The sequence below is a fragment of the bacterium CG_4_10_14_0_2_um_filter_33_32 genome, assembly GCA_002792735.1.
Taxonomy (GTDB): domain Bacteria; phylum Patescibacteriota; class CPR2_A; order CG2-30-33-46; family CG2-30-33-46; genus CG2-30-33-46.
Window position 1 is genome coordinate 1 of the sequence record PFOW01000011.1, and the last position, 14,083, is coordinate 14,083.

Sequence of the window (14,083 nt, forward strand, 5' to 3'; positions counted from 1 at the left end):
TGGGCAGGGAGGGATTCGAACCCCCGAAGGCTAATGCCAGCAGATTTACAGTCTGCCCCGTTTGACCGCTTCGGTACCTGCCCATTTATACATTTTTCTGGAGCCGGGAGCGAGAGTCGAACTCGCGACCAATAGTTTACAAAACTACTGCTCTGACCACTGAGCTACCCCGGCATAGTTATTTTATCGGCTAAAATAACTATGCTATTATAACATTTTCTAGAGCTTTTTCAAATACTTTTAGACTCAATTTCTAATTCTGTTTGCTTATTTTTTCAATAAATTTTGTAATTTTTTCGACTCTTTTTTTATCACTTATCTTCTTTAACATATCTTTCATCAATAAAATTGATTTCTCGTTATTATCCCCTAGCTGCAAGGCTTTAAAAAATGTTTCAACTGCTTCTTTATAATTCTCATCGCTATAATAAGTAATCGCTAAGTTTTTAAGATAAAATGCTTTTTTCTCAATTTTGATCGCCTTTTTGTAGCTTTCTATAGCTTTTTTAAAATCTTTTTTCTTAAAATAACACATTCCTAAATTACAATAAGCCGAAGAATCTTTTGATGATATTTCGACTAATTTTTGAAAAATCTCCAGAGCATCTTTATAATCTTTTTTCTTAAAACATATTTGACCTAAGCCTTTATAGCTTTTTGCATTCTTGGGGTTATCTTTAAGCACTTTTATATATAAATCTTCAGCCTGATCTAGATTATTTGCTTTAAGCAGTGAATCAGCTTTTTCTAACATTTCTTCTTTTGATGCTATTGCATTTTGTTTTTTATCTTCCTCCAATAAATCAAACATTGACTTTTCATTAGTCTGTTCGGGTTGTTTATTATCTTCGCTGTGTTTTTTAAAGCTTGAAAAAAGTGCAGAAATCGACTGCGGTAAGCTATGCTTGGATAGCCGATCTTTGTTAGTGGGCAGTTTTTTTAAAAACACTATTAAAATTGATCCGATAATTATTACAACAATTGCTTCCATATTTATAAATCTACCTCCATTCTTGCTCCTTCAGATAATTCAATTTCAACCTTTTTCTTTAATGCGTTAATACCAATAATTCTGCCGACACCTTCTTTTGTTTTAATCTTATCACCTATTTTAGGCAAACTCTTAAGTATTTCTTTGTAGGTATTTTCTTCGAAAGAAAGACAACACATCAAACGACCGCATAAACCTGAAATTTTGGAGCTTCCTTTAGATGCCATGTTTTGATCTCTAGCCATATCCATTGTAACGCTTTCAATTGTGCCTAGAAACTTTTGGCAGCATATTTGCCGACCACATTGACCAAAACCTCCCAAATACTGAGATTCATCTCTTGGGCCAATCTGTCTTAATCTAACTTGCCGTTTTGTCTTTTTGATAAGCTCCTTTACCAGATCCCTAAAATCAACTCTATTTTCCGCGGTAAATAAAAAGATAATTTTATCTTCCAGAGACAGCTCTGTTCCTACGAGTTTCATCTCTAATTCATATTTATTCGCACATTCCTTAAAGATTTTTTCGTATTTTTCTTTTTCCTGTTCGAATTGTTTCTGATTTTCAAAATCCTCGGGTCTCGTCTTCCTTATCATTTTTTGGGTCGGCTTATTATTTTTTTCTATTTTTTTATCAATATAAACGACTGCTCCAACATCTTCGCCAAACAAAGTTTCTACAATAACTAAATCACCGATTTCCACTTTTTCTTCACTTTCTAGAAAATCATATATTTTAGGATTGTTTTTGAATCTAATTCCTACTGCTTTCATAGTTTTTTTATCTTTCCAATTTTAAGAATTACTAAATCTAAAGCTAACTTACTGTTAATACCGCTGTTTATATTGGATATTTTATTTTCTATATACCCAATATATCTAATTATATCGATAATTACCTCAGTGTTAAGTGTTTCCATAAAATTCAAATTATTTTGCTTAAAAAATAATGGCTCTTTATGCTTGAAATCAAGAAAATCTCTAAAGATCAAAATCCAAAATCTTAGCATTTCTATAACTTCTTCAGGATCAGAATCATATATTTTCGCTATTTGAGTAGAATATTCTAAATTTTTTACTTTATCACCTGACAAAATTTCATCTAATTGCTCTAACCAGTTTTCATATTTAATAATTTTTGTAGGATCATTTATTAAATCAAAAATCTTGCCTGTTTTACCGGATGCGATTTTTAATAATAAGTCTTTATCTTTATCACCATTAATTAACTTTTCTAAGTCTTTTGTGGGAACCCTAAAAAATCTAATCATCCTTAATCTGGAGATAATCGTCGGCAATAATAGAGAATGATCCTTAGTTATTAAGATAATCACAGATTGTCCAGGAGGCTCTTCTAGAGTCTTAAGAAACGCATTAGCCGCTTCATTTGTAAGATTCTCCGCATTATTGATAATAGCTACCTTATAAGGCGCATTAAAGGGTTTTAGGTTGGTTTTTGATATAATGCCTCTGATTGCTTCAATTTTTATAGAACCCGTACTGGATATAAAAGCAACATCAGGATGTATCAATTTATCTATTTGCTGGCAAGATATACATTTGTTGCAGGGTCTTAAATCAGATAAACACATTAAAGATTTAATAAATGTAAGCGCAATCCTTTTTTTCCCTATTTTTTCTTCACCTGAAAAAAGATAAGAATGGGCTATATCATTTTTTAAAACAGATGACTTAAGATATTCTATCTGGTTTTCATGACCCACAATATCCCAGTCGGATAGCTTAAAATCTATTTTGGTATCGCTTTTCATTTAATATTAACACTCCTAATGGTAAAGCTAATCTTAGCAAAATAAACGATGGTGGGCAAGCAATATCTTGGATCAAAATAATAAACAAAAATCTGGACAAAATTATAAAAATATGCTATTATACAAAGCTAAAGGAAATAATAATGGAGTATGCAGATAAAACTATAAAATGCGAAAAATGCGAAGAGGAGTTTATTTTTCCTTGCGGCGAGCAAAAGTTTTTTGAAGAAAAAGGATTTGCAGAACCTAAAAAATGTCCTAAGTGTCGGGGCAAAGAAAATGTCACAAGACCTAATGAAAATACCTATCCGATTGAATGTTCAAAGTGTAAAAAATCATTTCATGTAACATTTAATCCGAAAGAAAAACCCGTTCTTTGCTTTGATTGTTTTAATTTAGATAATAAAAAATAAGAAATTTGTCCCTTTCTTTGTTTTAAGAAGGCTCTCTAATCAGAGGGTCTTTTTAATTATTCCGCTATTGCTAACTTGTTTAGAAAAGATTTTAAGTCTTCAGGCAGCTCAGATTTAAACTTTCTACGCCGACCACTGGGCAAGGTAAATTCAATAGAATAAGCATGGAGAAATTGTCGATTCAAACCATTTATCTTTCTTTTTTTCCCATAAATCTTATCTCCAACAACAGGATGACCAATAGATGAAAAATGAACCCTGATTTGATGTGTACGTCCAGTAATTGGGTATATATCCAATAATGAGTATGAATTATTATTACCTAAAAGATATTCAACCGCTTTATATTCCGTAATAGCGGCTTTGCCTTCATTGCGGCCAACAACAGACATTTTTGACCTATCCTTGTAACTCCGCCCTATTGATGCCTCAATAGCACCCTCTCTGGGCTTTAATCTGCCTAATAAAAGAGATTTATATATTTTTTTAACTTCCCTAGCCTGAAACTGCTTTTTTAATACTTCATAAGACTTTTTATTTAAAGCTACTATCATTAATCCTGAAGTTTCTTTATCTAGGCGATGAACGATGCCGGGTCTTTTACCTTCCATCTTCTTAATTTTCGGAAAATCCCTAACTAATATATCCAGTAAAGTTACTTCTTCTCTAAGCTTTAATGATTTTTCGTTAGGATGAGCAGATAACCCTGCCGGTTTATCTATTACTAAAAGATCATTATCTTGGTAAATAATTTTAAGCTTAATTTTAGATTTGAGATATTGCTCTTGCTTAAAAGTGTTAAGCATAATAAAATCACCTTCCTTTAAATTGAAGGAAGGCTTTTCTTCTTTGTTATTTACTTTAACGCGATGATTATCTATTAAGTACTTTATATATGATCTAGAAAACTGATTAAAATATTTAGCTAATATTTTGTCTAATCTTACTTCAGCATCTTCTTTTTCAACATATTTTTTGAAGTACATATATTATTCATTTTCTTTACTACATTTAATACATAGTTCTGCAGCCGGATAAGCCTTAAGTCTTTCGAGACCTATTTCTTTTTTACAATTAGTGCAGTACCCGTAATTTCCTTTTTCAATTCTCTCAAGCACATCGACTGTATCATTGAGCAATTTATTAATATTTTTTTCAGCATCAATGCTTTCATCATATTCTTCTACTTCTAGCTCATTCTGTTCTTCAAGGTCACCAAGGTTAGAAAATTTTGGATGATACTGTCCATGATCTTTGGTAGCAATACCAGATAGTTCTTTTTCTAATCTTTCTTTTTGTTCTGATAAATCTTTTTGTCTTTCATTTATAAAATCTTTGTTTAACATAATGCTCCTTTAAATGTTAGTCTTATAAGAATTTTAAAGAAATGATTCGCTTTTTTCAAGTACTTCTATTTATTCTATTTCTCTTTGTTAATAATATTATAAATATTTAATAAAATTATGATTGAACAAATTAGTTGTTCTTTTTTTAGATATAAGAAAAGGCACTGTCGCAAATTCGCCCCTTTCTTTGTAATTATTGGCGTTTGCCGTGCCTTTTTGAAAACTCTTTTAGTCTTCTAAAACCGTTTTCGGGTTCCCCTTAAACAGTAATTAGATAAACATTTAAGAGCGTGGCACACAAACCCATTCTTTGCGTTTTCCCTACCTCTCTCTGGTTGGGTAGCAGTTAGCACTCTAGCAATTATTATTTAATTACCACAGTGCCAACCACTACATTTAAACTGGTGGAATGGGCACCCGTTTTGAATGGTAGAGAAAGCCAATCACAAACAGGGGGAAGCTTGTGATTGGAATTTCACTACCATTCTACAGATAAGGAAATTTATATAGAGATTTTAAAGTATTTTTACTATAGAAACATTATATCATATAGTTTACTCTTTGTCAATAGCCAGCTCTATAATAGCAAGCCTGAAGATAAGCTATACTCCAAAAACTAAGATTGTTTTGACCTTATTATTAATCTATTTTTATATAAATTTATTTAGTTATAAATTGATATATTCATATACTTAATTATAAATTTTCTATTGGGAAAATAAGAATATTATAAGTTAATATAAACATTCAAATAATATGTTTATTAGCTTATTTGAGACTGAATTTAATCGTCAATGAACATAATATTTGTACAATATAATAATCATAAAAAAATCTAGAAAATAACTTTCTAGATTTTTCTGAGCCTATATAATAATGAACAAGTTTATTGTCCTATTCTAAAATAATTGCTGATTCCCATTTTTTTTGAATTATCATCTATAAATATTTTTCTTAATTTATTTTCCAGGTCATTAAAATGTATGTTTTCTAAAATAACACCATCTACCGCTAATGAAATATTACCGTTTTTACCAGAGATAATTATTACAACCGCATCAGTCTGTTCTGATAATCCTACACCTGCTTTATGTCTTGTACCTAGCCCGGATAAAGAATTATTTTCTGACAGCGGCAAGACACATGAGGCACCAGAAATTTTACCATTGGAGATTATCATGGCCCCATCATGCAAAGGACTGTCATCATTAAAACAACTAATTATTAATTCTTTAGAAATTAATGCATCTAAAATAACGCCTGTTTCTATATATTCACCAAGCCCAGTCTTTCTCTGAATTACTATAATACCGCCGATTTTATTTACTATCATTTTGGCAATTGCCCCAAGAATAGAATTTAAAAACTCTTGAGTAGTAATATCTTTAAAGCTTTTTGCCTTAAAACCTGTCCTACCGATCTTTTCTAGAGTATTCCTTAATTCTGGCTGAAAAACTACAGGTATAGCAACCAGCAGGACTGTTAGCATAATCCTTAAAACCCAATTGAGTATGTATAAGTGAAAAATTGAGCTTAAGAACATGGCTATAAATAAAAAAACAAAACCATAAAATATGCGTACTGCTCTAGTATTTTTCAAAAGCTTATAGAACCAATAAATTATCAATAAAACTATCAAAAAATCCACTATAAATAGTGGATTTTTGGTTATTTCTGTAAAAGATATATTTACATTAATTGTGCTTATTAGTTTTTCTAATATGTCCATTATTTCTCTCTTTTATCTCTTACGGAATTGAGGGGCCTTACGTGCTCTCTTTAAGCCGTATTTCTTTCTCTCTTTCATTCGAGAATCTCTAGTCAAAAAACCTTCCTTTTTAAGAGTTGTTTTGTATTTCTCGTCATAACTTATAATTGTCCTTGCTATAGCTAGTTTGATTGCATCAATTTGAGCGTTCTTTCCTCCGCCTTCAACTTTTATAGAAAGATCAAACTTTTTATCTAAACCTACTAGAATTAAAGGCTTTAAAATATGATTTTCTGCCCTATATATATCACTAAAATAATGGTCTACTGGTTGTTCGTTAACAATAATATGCCCTTTCCCTGGTTTTAACAATCTAACTCTGACAATGGCGGTTTTTCTTCTTCCTGTCTTTTGTATAAATTTCTCTTTCGTTTCTTGCATTATATTTAACTCCTATCAAGTTTTAATTCTTTCAACCCTTTATACGATTTATCATAATTTTCATCCACATATACCTTTAATCTCTTTATTGCGGATACTGATATCTTATTTTTCGGCAGCATTCCTTTAACTGCCTTTTGAATAACCTGAGTAGCGTCTCTTTTTAATAAATCTTTAAGAACTTCGCTTTTTATACCGCCAGGATAGCCTGTATGTCTGTAATATATCTTTTGTTCGGTTTTATTACCGGTAGTTTTAATATCTTTAGCGTTAATAACAATAACGTAATCACCCATGTCCTGATTTGGAATGAAATTTACTTTGGTTTTACCATATAAAACATTAGCGACTTTGGATGCTAATCTGCCCAAAATATGATCTTTCGCGTCTATTATATACCATTCTCTTTTAATTTGATTATTATTTTTTAACATATTTTTACTCTACTAAACTTATTTCTGATACTTTTGCGGCATCTCCGCTTCTTTGACCTAATTTTATAATCCTAGTATAGCCGCCTGGTCTGTCTTTATAGCGCTTAGAAAGCTCTTCAATGACCTTTTTTGCAGCTTCTTTTTGGGGAAGATGACTAAATATATACCTTCTGTTAGCAAGTGTATCATTCTTTGATCTGGTGATAATCTTTTCTGCTACCGGTCTAATGAGCTTAGCCTTACTTTCGGTCGTTTTGATTTTCTCATATATTATCAAAGAAGAAACCAAATTCTTGATTACATGTTTATCAGTCTCTATTCTCTTTCTTATTTTCCTCATTCTAAAACTCCTGAAAAAATATTATTTTAACTCTGTGTCTAAGTCTTTAAGCTTTTTATTTAATTCTTCAACCGCTTTTTTGCCTAACCCTTTTAACTTGGAAAGGTTTTCTACCCCAATCTTTAAAGCATCGCCAACGGTTTTAATATTATTTGCTAAAAAAGCATTCATTGCTCTGGCAGGCAAATCTAATTCTTCTATCTCAACACTATCTACTTCTTTTTTTGGCTGAACTTTCTTCTCTTCTTTTTTCTCACTCTTAATTGATTTTTGGGCTGATAGAATATTAAAATGATCTATTAATATAAAACTTGCTTGTTTTATTGCTTCATCTGACCCAATTGTCCCATCTGTTTCTATATCAATAGTTAATTTATCCATATTAATAACTTTTCCTAATCTGGCAGTACTTACGTCATATCTTACTTTTTTTACAGGACTATAAACTGAGTCTAATGCAATTGTTCCAATTTTAGCCTTTACGCCCTCTCTTTTATCAATTGTTTCGTATCCCCTGCCTTTATCAACTTCAATTTCCATAGATAATTCCGCTTTGTTGTTGTCTAGAGTGGCAATGTGAAGATTTGGATTAATAATTTCTACTTCTGAAGGTGCCTTAATATCAGAAGCTTTAACTTCTTTTTCACCTTTCACATCTATAGTAATAGTCTTAGATTCGTTACTGTGTAATTTAAGCCTTAATTGTTTAACATTAAGTAGAATTTCTACAACATTCTCTTTTACATTGGGTATAGTAGAAAATTCATGGGAAACACCTTTAATCCTTATAGATACAGGAGCTGCACCTTCCAAAGAAGATAATAAAACTCTTCTTAGAGCATTACCAATAGTCATACCATATCCAGGATATAAAGGTTCAACAATAAAAGTTGCTTTATTTTTTTCTTTACTGGCAATCTTTATTTCTGGCAAATTAATTTCTTGTAGCATTGTACCTCCAAGCCCTATAACAGGGCATCTTATTTACTTATCTAGAATAGAACTCAACTATAAGGCTTTCATTAATATTAGCATCCATTTCTTCTCTTTTTGGCTCGCTAACCACCTTACCTTCTATTTTTTTTGCATCTAACTTTAACCAGCTAGGGGTTTTATATAATTGAAGCCTTTCGCTAATAATTTTTACATTATCGTTTTTCTTAAATTTCGGCGATAAAGCTATAACATCGTTAATTTTTACTTGAAATGACGAGATGTTCACTTTTTTATCATTAACCGTAATATGGCCATGAGATACCATTTGTCTTGCGGCACTGCGTGAATCTGTAAAACCTAATCTGAATATTACGTTATTCAATCTCTTTTCCAGCAATCTTAATAACATTTCACCTCTTATTCCTCCTGATTTTGCAGCCTTTTTAAAATAATTTCTGAATTGCTTTTCTCTAACATTATAAATTCTTTTTACTTTTTGCTTCTCTCTTAGCTGTTCACCATATTCTGAGACTCTTCTTCTGGTAAATGTACTACCATGCTGACCAGGACCATAAGATTTACGCGTAAGTGGACACTTCGGAGATGAACACTTCTCACCTTTTATAAAAAGCTTTTCTCCTTCCCTTCTACATTTTGTACACGATATTTGACTCACAATAATACTCCTTTATCTAATACCTAAACTCTTCTTGGCTTTTTTGGCCTCGGGCCATTGTGCGGAATTGGTGTTATATCTTTTATGGAAAGCACTTCCATGCCTGATGAATTTAAAGCTCTAATGGCAGATTCTCTTCCTGACCCTACACCTCTAACAATAACATCTATTTTACCTGTCTGATAATTCCTTGCTTCCTCTGCTACTTTCTTAGCAGCTAGACCGGCAGCATAGGGTGTGCTTTTACGAGTACCTTTATATCCTAAGGTACCGGCCGATGACCAGCTTAGCACATTCCCTTTCTCATCAGTTAATGTAATGGTAGTGTTATTAAAGGTAGATTGTATATAAATCTTACCCTTAGGTACTATCTTTTTGATTTTTTTCTTTTTTTTAATTGTTGTAGGTTTCTTAGCCATATGTTTTCTTAATCTCCTGTTATCTTAAAAACTCTTATGTTTTTTGAGCTGACGGCTTTTTTCCGCTTCCAACTGTTACCTTCCTACCTCTCTTTGTTCTAGCATTTGTTTTTGTGCGTTGCCCTCTTGAAGGAAGACCCTTTTTATGTCTTTCTCCTCTATAACTTCCAATTTCCTTTAATCTTTTGACGTTTTCAGAAATATTACGCCTTAGATCACCTTCAACTTGATGATTTTTTTCAATAATTTCCCTTAAAAGATTAGCTTCACTGTCCTTTAAGTCTTTTGCCTTTACGTTAACATCAATATTAGCAGTTGCTAAAATTTTCTTGCTCAAAGAGTTACCTATACCGTAAATATAAGTTAATCCTATCTCTATTCTTTTATTTTCTGGCAGATTGACTCCTGCAATCCTTATCATATTACACCTTTCCTTAATTAACCTTGTCTTTGTTTATGTTTTGGGGTTTCACAAATAACCCTTAATACACCTTTTCTATGAATTATTTTACATTTTGCGCAAATTTTCTTGACCGATGCCCTTACTTTCATTTTTCCCTCTAGATTTTTTTATGCCTATAGATAATTCTTCCTTTACTCAAATCATATGGGGTCATTTCTATAGTAACTTCATCTCCCGGCAATATTTTTATATAATGCATTCTCATTCTGCCAGAAATATGAGCTAGAATTTCATGACCATTTTCTAATTCAACTCTAAACATCGCATTTGGCAATGTTTCGATTATCTTACCTTTTAATTCTATAACTTCTTTTTTATTATTTTTTGGACTTTCATTTTTTTTCATATAAACCATAATTATATATATATTATTAGCTTTTTACAATACCTAAAACTAGCTTATTGGTGTTAAGTTTTCATAACCTTTCCTTAATACTAAAACAGTAAACTCAAAGTGAGCCGAATTCTTTCCATCACAGGTTCTAATAGTCCAACCATCATCATCTGTTTGTACTTGAAAGTCACCTTCGTTAACCATTGGTTCAATTGCTAATGTCATTCCTTCTTTTAAATAAGGACCGTAATCCGCTTTCCCAAAATTAGGAATAGCCGGATCCTCATGTAAATCCCTCCCTATACCATGTCCTGTACAACTTTTTACAACCGAATAACCTTTTTCCTCTACTGATTTTTGAATCTCGTAAGATATATCACCAATTCTATTGCCTTCTTTTACTTTTTTCAAGCCGGATAATAAACTATTCTTGGCAATATTGATTAATTTTCTGTTCTCTTCTGAAATATTACCCACCGGTAATGTCAACGCGGCATCCGTATGATAACCTTTATAAAATATACCAATATCAAGACTTAAAATATCACCTTCTTTAAGAATTCTATTACTGCTAGGAATGCCATGAACAACTTCATTATTTATAGATGTACAAATAGATTTTGGATAACCTTGATAATTCAGGAATGAAGGATTAGCGTCATATTTTTTAATCAATTGACTAGCTAATTCATCTAAATATTCAGTAGAAATTCCTGGCTTAACTTCTTCTTTCAAAGCATCCATAACTTTTTTGAGTATTTCCCCGCCTTCTCGCATGATTTTTATTTGTTTTTGATCTTTTATATTTATCATATATTAATTCTTGCGATTATATCCTTTGATATTTCTTGAATTGGCCTCTCGGCGTTAATTTCTATTAATTTGTTTCTTTTCTTATAGTAATCGGCTACTTTATCCAGAAATTTAGAAACATTATGCAGTCTTTTTTGAATATATTGAAATGAATCATCTTTTCTTTTAGCAATTAGGCCATTACAAGATGTACATCGCCCAATATTCTTAACATAAACTGTGCCGCAAGAACTGCAACTCCATCTGTTTTCAACTCTCTTTATAGCCGTTTTTTTACTAATCTTTAAGTAGATAGCAAAATAATTGTCAATCCTCTTTGTTTTATTTAAAATTTTGTTAAGATGATATATTTGCATTGGTGTTCTGGGAAATCCATCAATAATTAATGATGTTTTTGTTGATACCTTTGATATTGCTTTATCTATAATTTTATTAGTAGTCATAGGCGGAACTAAGTTGCCTTTTTCTATTGTTTTGATGATTTTTAAAGGTCCTATCTTGTTAATAATCATGTGACGTAATATATTCCCGGTATCTAGAATCTCAAAACCATATTTTTCTCTTAAAATATAGGCTTGTGTGCCTTTACCTGATCCTTGCAGACCTAAAAATATTAAAGTTAACGGTTTTTTAATAGTTTTCATAACTCTTCATAACTAATTGGGCTTCTATTTGTTTCATAAATTCAATAGCTACACTAACTACAATCAAAAGGCCTGTTCCTCCAATCACCAATGATTTTATACCTGTAAATTGCTGCATGATAAAAGGTAAGACTGCAACTACACCAAAAAATACAGCGCCAGCTAAAGTAATTCTATTTACTACCCTTCTCAAATAATCAGAGGTCTGATTGCCTGGCCTTAAGCCTGGAATAAACCCACCCTGTTTTTGTATATTTTCTGCAACTTGATCTGGCTTAAATATCACTGACGTATAAAAATATGTAAATGCTACAACTAATAAAAAATAAAAAATTGAAAAAAACCATGTGCCGGTTTGAAATAGTGATCCAACGGTTTTAGCCGTATTTGCAATAAATTCGGTTTTAGCATTTGATAAAAACTTAGCGATTACCTCAGGAAAAATCATTAAAGACATAGCGAATATAATAGGGATAACCCCAGCTTGGGTAACCCTTATCGGGAGATGAGTTGAAACGCCTCCATACATTTTTAATCCCCTTACCCTTTTAGCATAAGTTACAGGGATTTTCCTTTGGCCTTCAGTAATAACAACAATCCCCATTATTATAGCAAGAGCTAAAAAGGCAAATCCTATTATTGTTAGAAGTTGACTGGCATTATAATTTACATATATTTGTTGTATTGACTGCGGGATTTGAGCAACAATTCCTGAAAAAATAATCAAAGACAGTCCATTCCCCACGCCTCTTTCTGAAATTAATTCACCTAGCCACATCAATAAAACCGTACCGGCGGTCATAGTTATTACAGCGGAAATTAAAAAAAACGGACTTAAGCTAGTAATTATTGGCTCTCCACCACTCGCCCTGCTTAAAAGAAGAATGAAACCATAAGATTCTACAATAGCTAATGGAACTGTTAGATATCTTGTGTATTGGTTGATCTTAAACTGTCCTCTTTCTCCCTCTTTCTGCAAAGCCTCGAGCCTGGGCATAACAACCGTTAAAAGCTGCATAATAATAGAAGCATTAATATAAGGCGCTACGCCTAATGTTACAATCGAAAATTGACTCATTGCTCCACCAGAAAAAACATTAATTAAACCGAAAACTTCGTTTGAATCGAAAAATTTTTTCAAAGCATCTAGATTAACGCCCGGAATAGGTATATGTGACATTATTCTAAAAACTATCAGAATACCTAAAACTATAAGAAGATTCTTCCTAAGTTCCTTATTGCGCCATATTTTCTTTATAAAGTCGGCCATTTATTTGATTTCTATCGCCTCTCCCCCGGCTTTTTTGATTTTATCCTTTGCTTGCTCTGAAAAAAAATTAGCTTCAATCTTAAGCTTTTTATCCAATTTACCTGTACCCAATACTTTAATTGGCTGAATCTTATTAATAATCTTTTTCTCAATAAGATTATTAATGTTTACGGATGTTCCTTCCTTAAAAACATTAAAATCAGAAACATTCAAAACTACATTTTTTTCTTTTGTGGACTTAAAACCTCTTTTTTTAGGCAATCTTCTTGCTAAAGGATTTTGTCCACCTTCGAAACCAATCCTAATCTTTTTACCTGTTCTTGATTTTTGTCCCTTTGTACCTCTCCCGGCAGTTTTGCCACCACCAGCGGAAATACCTCGTCCAACTCTTTTCTTTTTCTTATTTCTTAATTTAAATTCTATCTTCATTTCTTTAGCTCCGTTAGCTTTGTTAATCTTTCTAGTGCCTGAAATGTCGCAACTGCATTATTAATTTTATTAGAAGAACCCAACATTTTTGAAGAAATATCAGAAATACCGGCTAACTCTACAACTGCCCTTACTGGTCCACCAGCAATAATGCCTGTTCCTTTCTTCGCAGGTTTTAATAAAACTTTCGCACTTTTAAAAGATGATTCTATATCAAATGGGATAGTTGAACCATAAAGCTTTGCTTCAAGCATATGCTTCTTGGCTTTAGCAACGGCTTTACTCACTGCAACAGTTACTTCTGACCCCTTACCAAGACCTATGCCAACCTTACCATTATGATTGCCGATCACAACCGTAGCCCTAAATTTAAATCTCCTACCACCCTTAACAACTCTGGCTACTCTGCTAATTTCTAAAACTTTCTCATCAAATTCTTTTTTTATTTCCTGCCTTGATTCTCTCCTCGGCCTTGTTGGAGCTATAGTTCTAAACTTCTTGATCTCTGGTTTTTCTTTTTGTTCTGGTTTTTCCTGATTTTCTTCTTTTTTAGAAGTTTTCTCAGCATCGTTGTTGCTGATAAGCTCGTCATCTTTTTTATTATCTTCTATTTTCTTTTCTTTATTTTCATCCATCATATTTATCCTCTTTAGTC

The 14,083-nt window shown here is 31.9% G+C and carries 21 protein-coding genes and 2 tRNA genes; 1 reads left to right on the plus strand and 22 read right to left on the minus strand.

Annotated features, from left to right (window positions below; all coding sequences use genetic code 11):
* From COX95_00590 to COX95_00610, 5 genes are all read right to left on the minus strand, one after another.
* Positions 1-83: transfer RNA gene (locus COX95_00590), tRNA-Tyr, on the minus strand.
* A gap of 15 nt (positions 84-98) precedes the next feature.
* Positions 99-174 (minus strand) — tRNA-Thr (locus tag COX95_00595).
* A 79-nt stretch (positions 175-253) separates the two neighbouring features.
* Entirely contained in the window at positions 254-991 is a 738-nt protein-coding gene (locus COX95_00600; protein ID PIZ86559.1) for a hypothetical protein, read from the minus strand.
* 2 nt (positions 992-993) lie between these two features.
* On the minus strand, positions 994-1,764 hold the full coding sequence (locus COX95_00605) for a stage 0 sporulation protein (GenBank protein PIZ86560.1): 771 nt from the start codon (positions 1,762-1,764) through the stop codon (positions 994-996).
* Complete coding sequence (locus COX95_00610; GenBank protein PIZ86561.1) at positions 1,761-2,762, minus strand: hypothetical protein; 1,002 nt, start codon at positions 2,760-2,762, stop codon at positions 1,761-1,763. The genes COX95_00605 and COX95_00610 overlap by 4 nt, the downstream gene beginning before the upstream one ends.
* 143 nt (positions 2,763-2,905) lie before the next feature.
* Here COX95_00610 and COX95_00615 point away from each other — a divergent pair, with 143 nt between their 5' ends.
* Positions 2,906-3,175: a zinc-binding protein gene (locus COX95_00615; GenBank protein ID PIZ86562.1), complete on the plus strand. Its 270-nt coding sequence runs from the start codon at positions 2,906-2,908 to the stop codon at positions 3,173-3,175.
* 56 nt (positions 3,176-3,231) lie between these two features.
* Here COX95_00615 and COX95_00620 read toward each other — a convergent pair whose 3' ends face one another.
* From COX95_00620 to COX95_00700, 17 genes are all read right to left on the minus strand, one after another.
* Positions 3,232-4,161: an RluA family pseudouridine synthase gene (locus COX95_00620; protein PIZ86563.1), complete on the minus strand. Its 930-nt coding sequence runs from the start codon at positions 4,159-4,161 to the stop codon at positions 3,232-3,234.
* A 3-nt stretch (positions 4,162-4,164) separates the two neighbouring features.
* Positions 4,165-4,521, minus strand: coding sequence for a hypothetical protein (locus tag COX95_00625; GenBank protein PIZ86564.1), 357 nt, complete (start codon positions 4,519-4,521; stop codon positions 4,165-4,167).
* A gap of 886 nt (positions 4,522-5,407) precedes the next feature.
* The gene (locus COX95_00630; protein PIZ86565.1) at positions 5,408-6,250 is read right to left on the minus strand and encodes a TIGR00159 family protein; all 843 of its coding nucleotides are present in this window, start codon (positions 6,248-6,250) and stop codon (positions 5,408-5,410) included.
* A 12-nt stretch (positions 6,251-6,262) separates the two neighbouring features.
* The gene (locus COX95_00635; protein ID PIZ86566.1) at positions 6,263-6,670 is read right to left on the minus strand and encodes a 30S ribosomal protein S9; all 408 of its coding nucleotides are present in this window, start codon (positions 6,668-6,670) and stop codon (positions 6,263-6,265) included.
* Between the two features lie 5 nt (positions 6,671-6,675).
* Entirely contained in the window at positions 6,676-7,104 is a 429-nt protein-coding gene (locus COX95_00640) for a 50S ribosomal protein L13 (GenBank protein ID PIZ86567.1), read from the minus strand.
* 4 nt (positions 7,105-7,108) lie between these two features.
* The gene (locus COX95_00645; GenBank protein ID PIZ86568.1) at positions 7,109-7,444 is read right to left on the minus strand and encodes a 50S ribosomal protein L17; all 336 of its coding nucleotides are present in this window, start codon (positions 7,442-7,444) and stop codon (positions 7,109-7,111) included.
* 21 nt (positions 7,445-7,465) lie between these two features.
* Entirely contained in the window at positions 7,466-8,395 is a 930-nt protein-coding gene (locus COX95_00650; GenBank protein PIZ86569.1) for a DNA-directed RNA polymerase subunit alpha, read from the minus strand.
* A gap of 37 nt (positions 8,396-8,432) precedes the next feature.
* Positions 8,433-9,056, minus strand: coding sequence for a 30S ribosomal protein S4 (locus COX95_00655; GenBank protein PIZ86570.1), 624 nt, complete (start codon positions 9,054-9,056; stop codon positions 8,433-8,435).
* 23 nt (positions 9,057-9,079) lie between these two features.
* Positions 9,080-9,475 (minus strand): 30S ribosomal protein S11, encoded by a 396-nt coding sequence (locus COX95_00660; protein ID PIZ86571.1) that lies wholly within the window; start codon positions 9,473-9,475, stop codon positions 9,080-9,082.
* Positions 9,476-9,509: 34 nt separating this feature from the next.
* Positions 9,510-9,896, minus strand: a complete 387-nt coding sequence (locus tag COX95_00665; GenBank protein ID PIZ86572.1) for a 30S ribosomal protein S13 — start codon at positions 9,894-9,896, stop codon at positions 9,510-9,512.
* A gap of 17 nt (positions 9,897-9,913) precedes the next feature.
* Complete coding sequence (gene rpmJ, locus COX95_00670; protein PIZ86573.1) at positions 9,914-10,027, minus strand: 50S ribosomal protein L36; 114 nt, start codon at positions 10,025-10,027, stop codon at positions 9,914-9,916.
* Between the two features lie 8 nt (positions 10,028-10,035).
* Positions 10,036-10,284: a translation initiation factor IF-1 gene (locus COX95_00675; protein ID PIZ86602.1), complete on the minus strand. Its 249-nt coding sequence runs from the start codon at positions 10,282-10,284 to the stop codon at positions 10,036-10,038.
* A 48-nt stretch (positions 10,285-10,332) separates the two neighbouring features.
* On the minus strand, positions 10,333-11,085 hold the full coding sequence (gene map / locus COX95_00680) for a type I methionyl aminopeptidase (protein ID PIZ86574.1): 753 nt from the start codon (positions 11,083-11,085) through the stop codon (positions 10,333-10,335).
* Positions 11,082-11,729, minus strand: coding sequence for a hypothetical protein (locus tag COX95_00685; GenBank protein ID PIZ86575.1), 648 nt, complete (start codon positions 11,727-11,729; stop codon positions 11,082-11,084). Before COX95_00685 ends, map begins: the two co-directional genes overlap by 4 nt.
* Positions 11,716-12,999 (minus strand): preprotein translocase subunit SecY, encoded by a 1,284-nt coding sequence (locus COX95_00690; GenBank protein ID PIZ86576.1) that lies wholly within the window; start codon positions 12,997-12,999, stop codon positions 11,716-11,718. Before COX95_00690 ends, COX95_00685 begins: the two co-directional genes overlap by 14 nt.
* Positions 13,000-13,428 (minus strand): 50S ribosomal protein L15, encoded by a 429-nt coding sequence (locus tag COX95_00695; protein PIZ86577.1) that lies wholly within the window; start codon positions 13,426-13,428, stop codon positions 13,000-13,002.
* On the minus strand, positions 13,425-14,063 hold the full coding sequence (locus tag COX95_00700) for a 30S ribosomal protein S5 (protein ID PIZ86603.1): 639 nt from the start codon (positions 14,061-14,063) through the stop codon (positions 13,425-13,427). Before COX95_00700 ends, COX95_00695 begins: the two co-directional genes overlap by 4 nt.
* Positions 14,064-14,083: the final 20 nt, after the last annotated feature.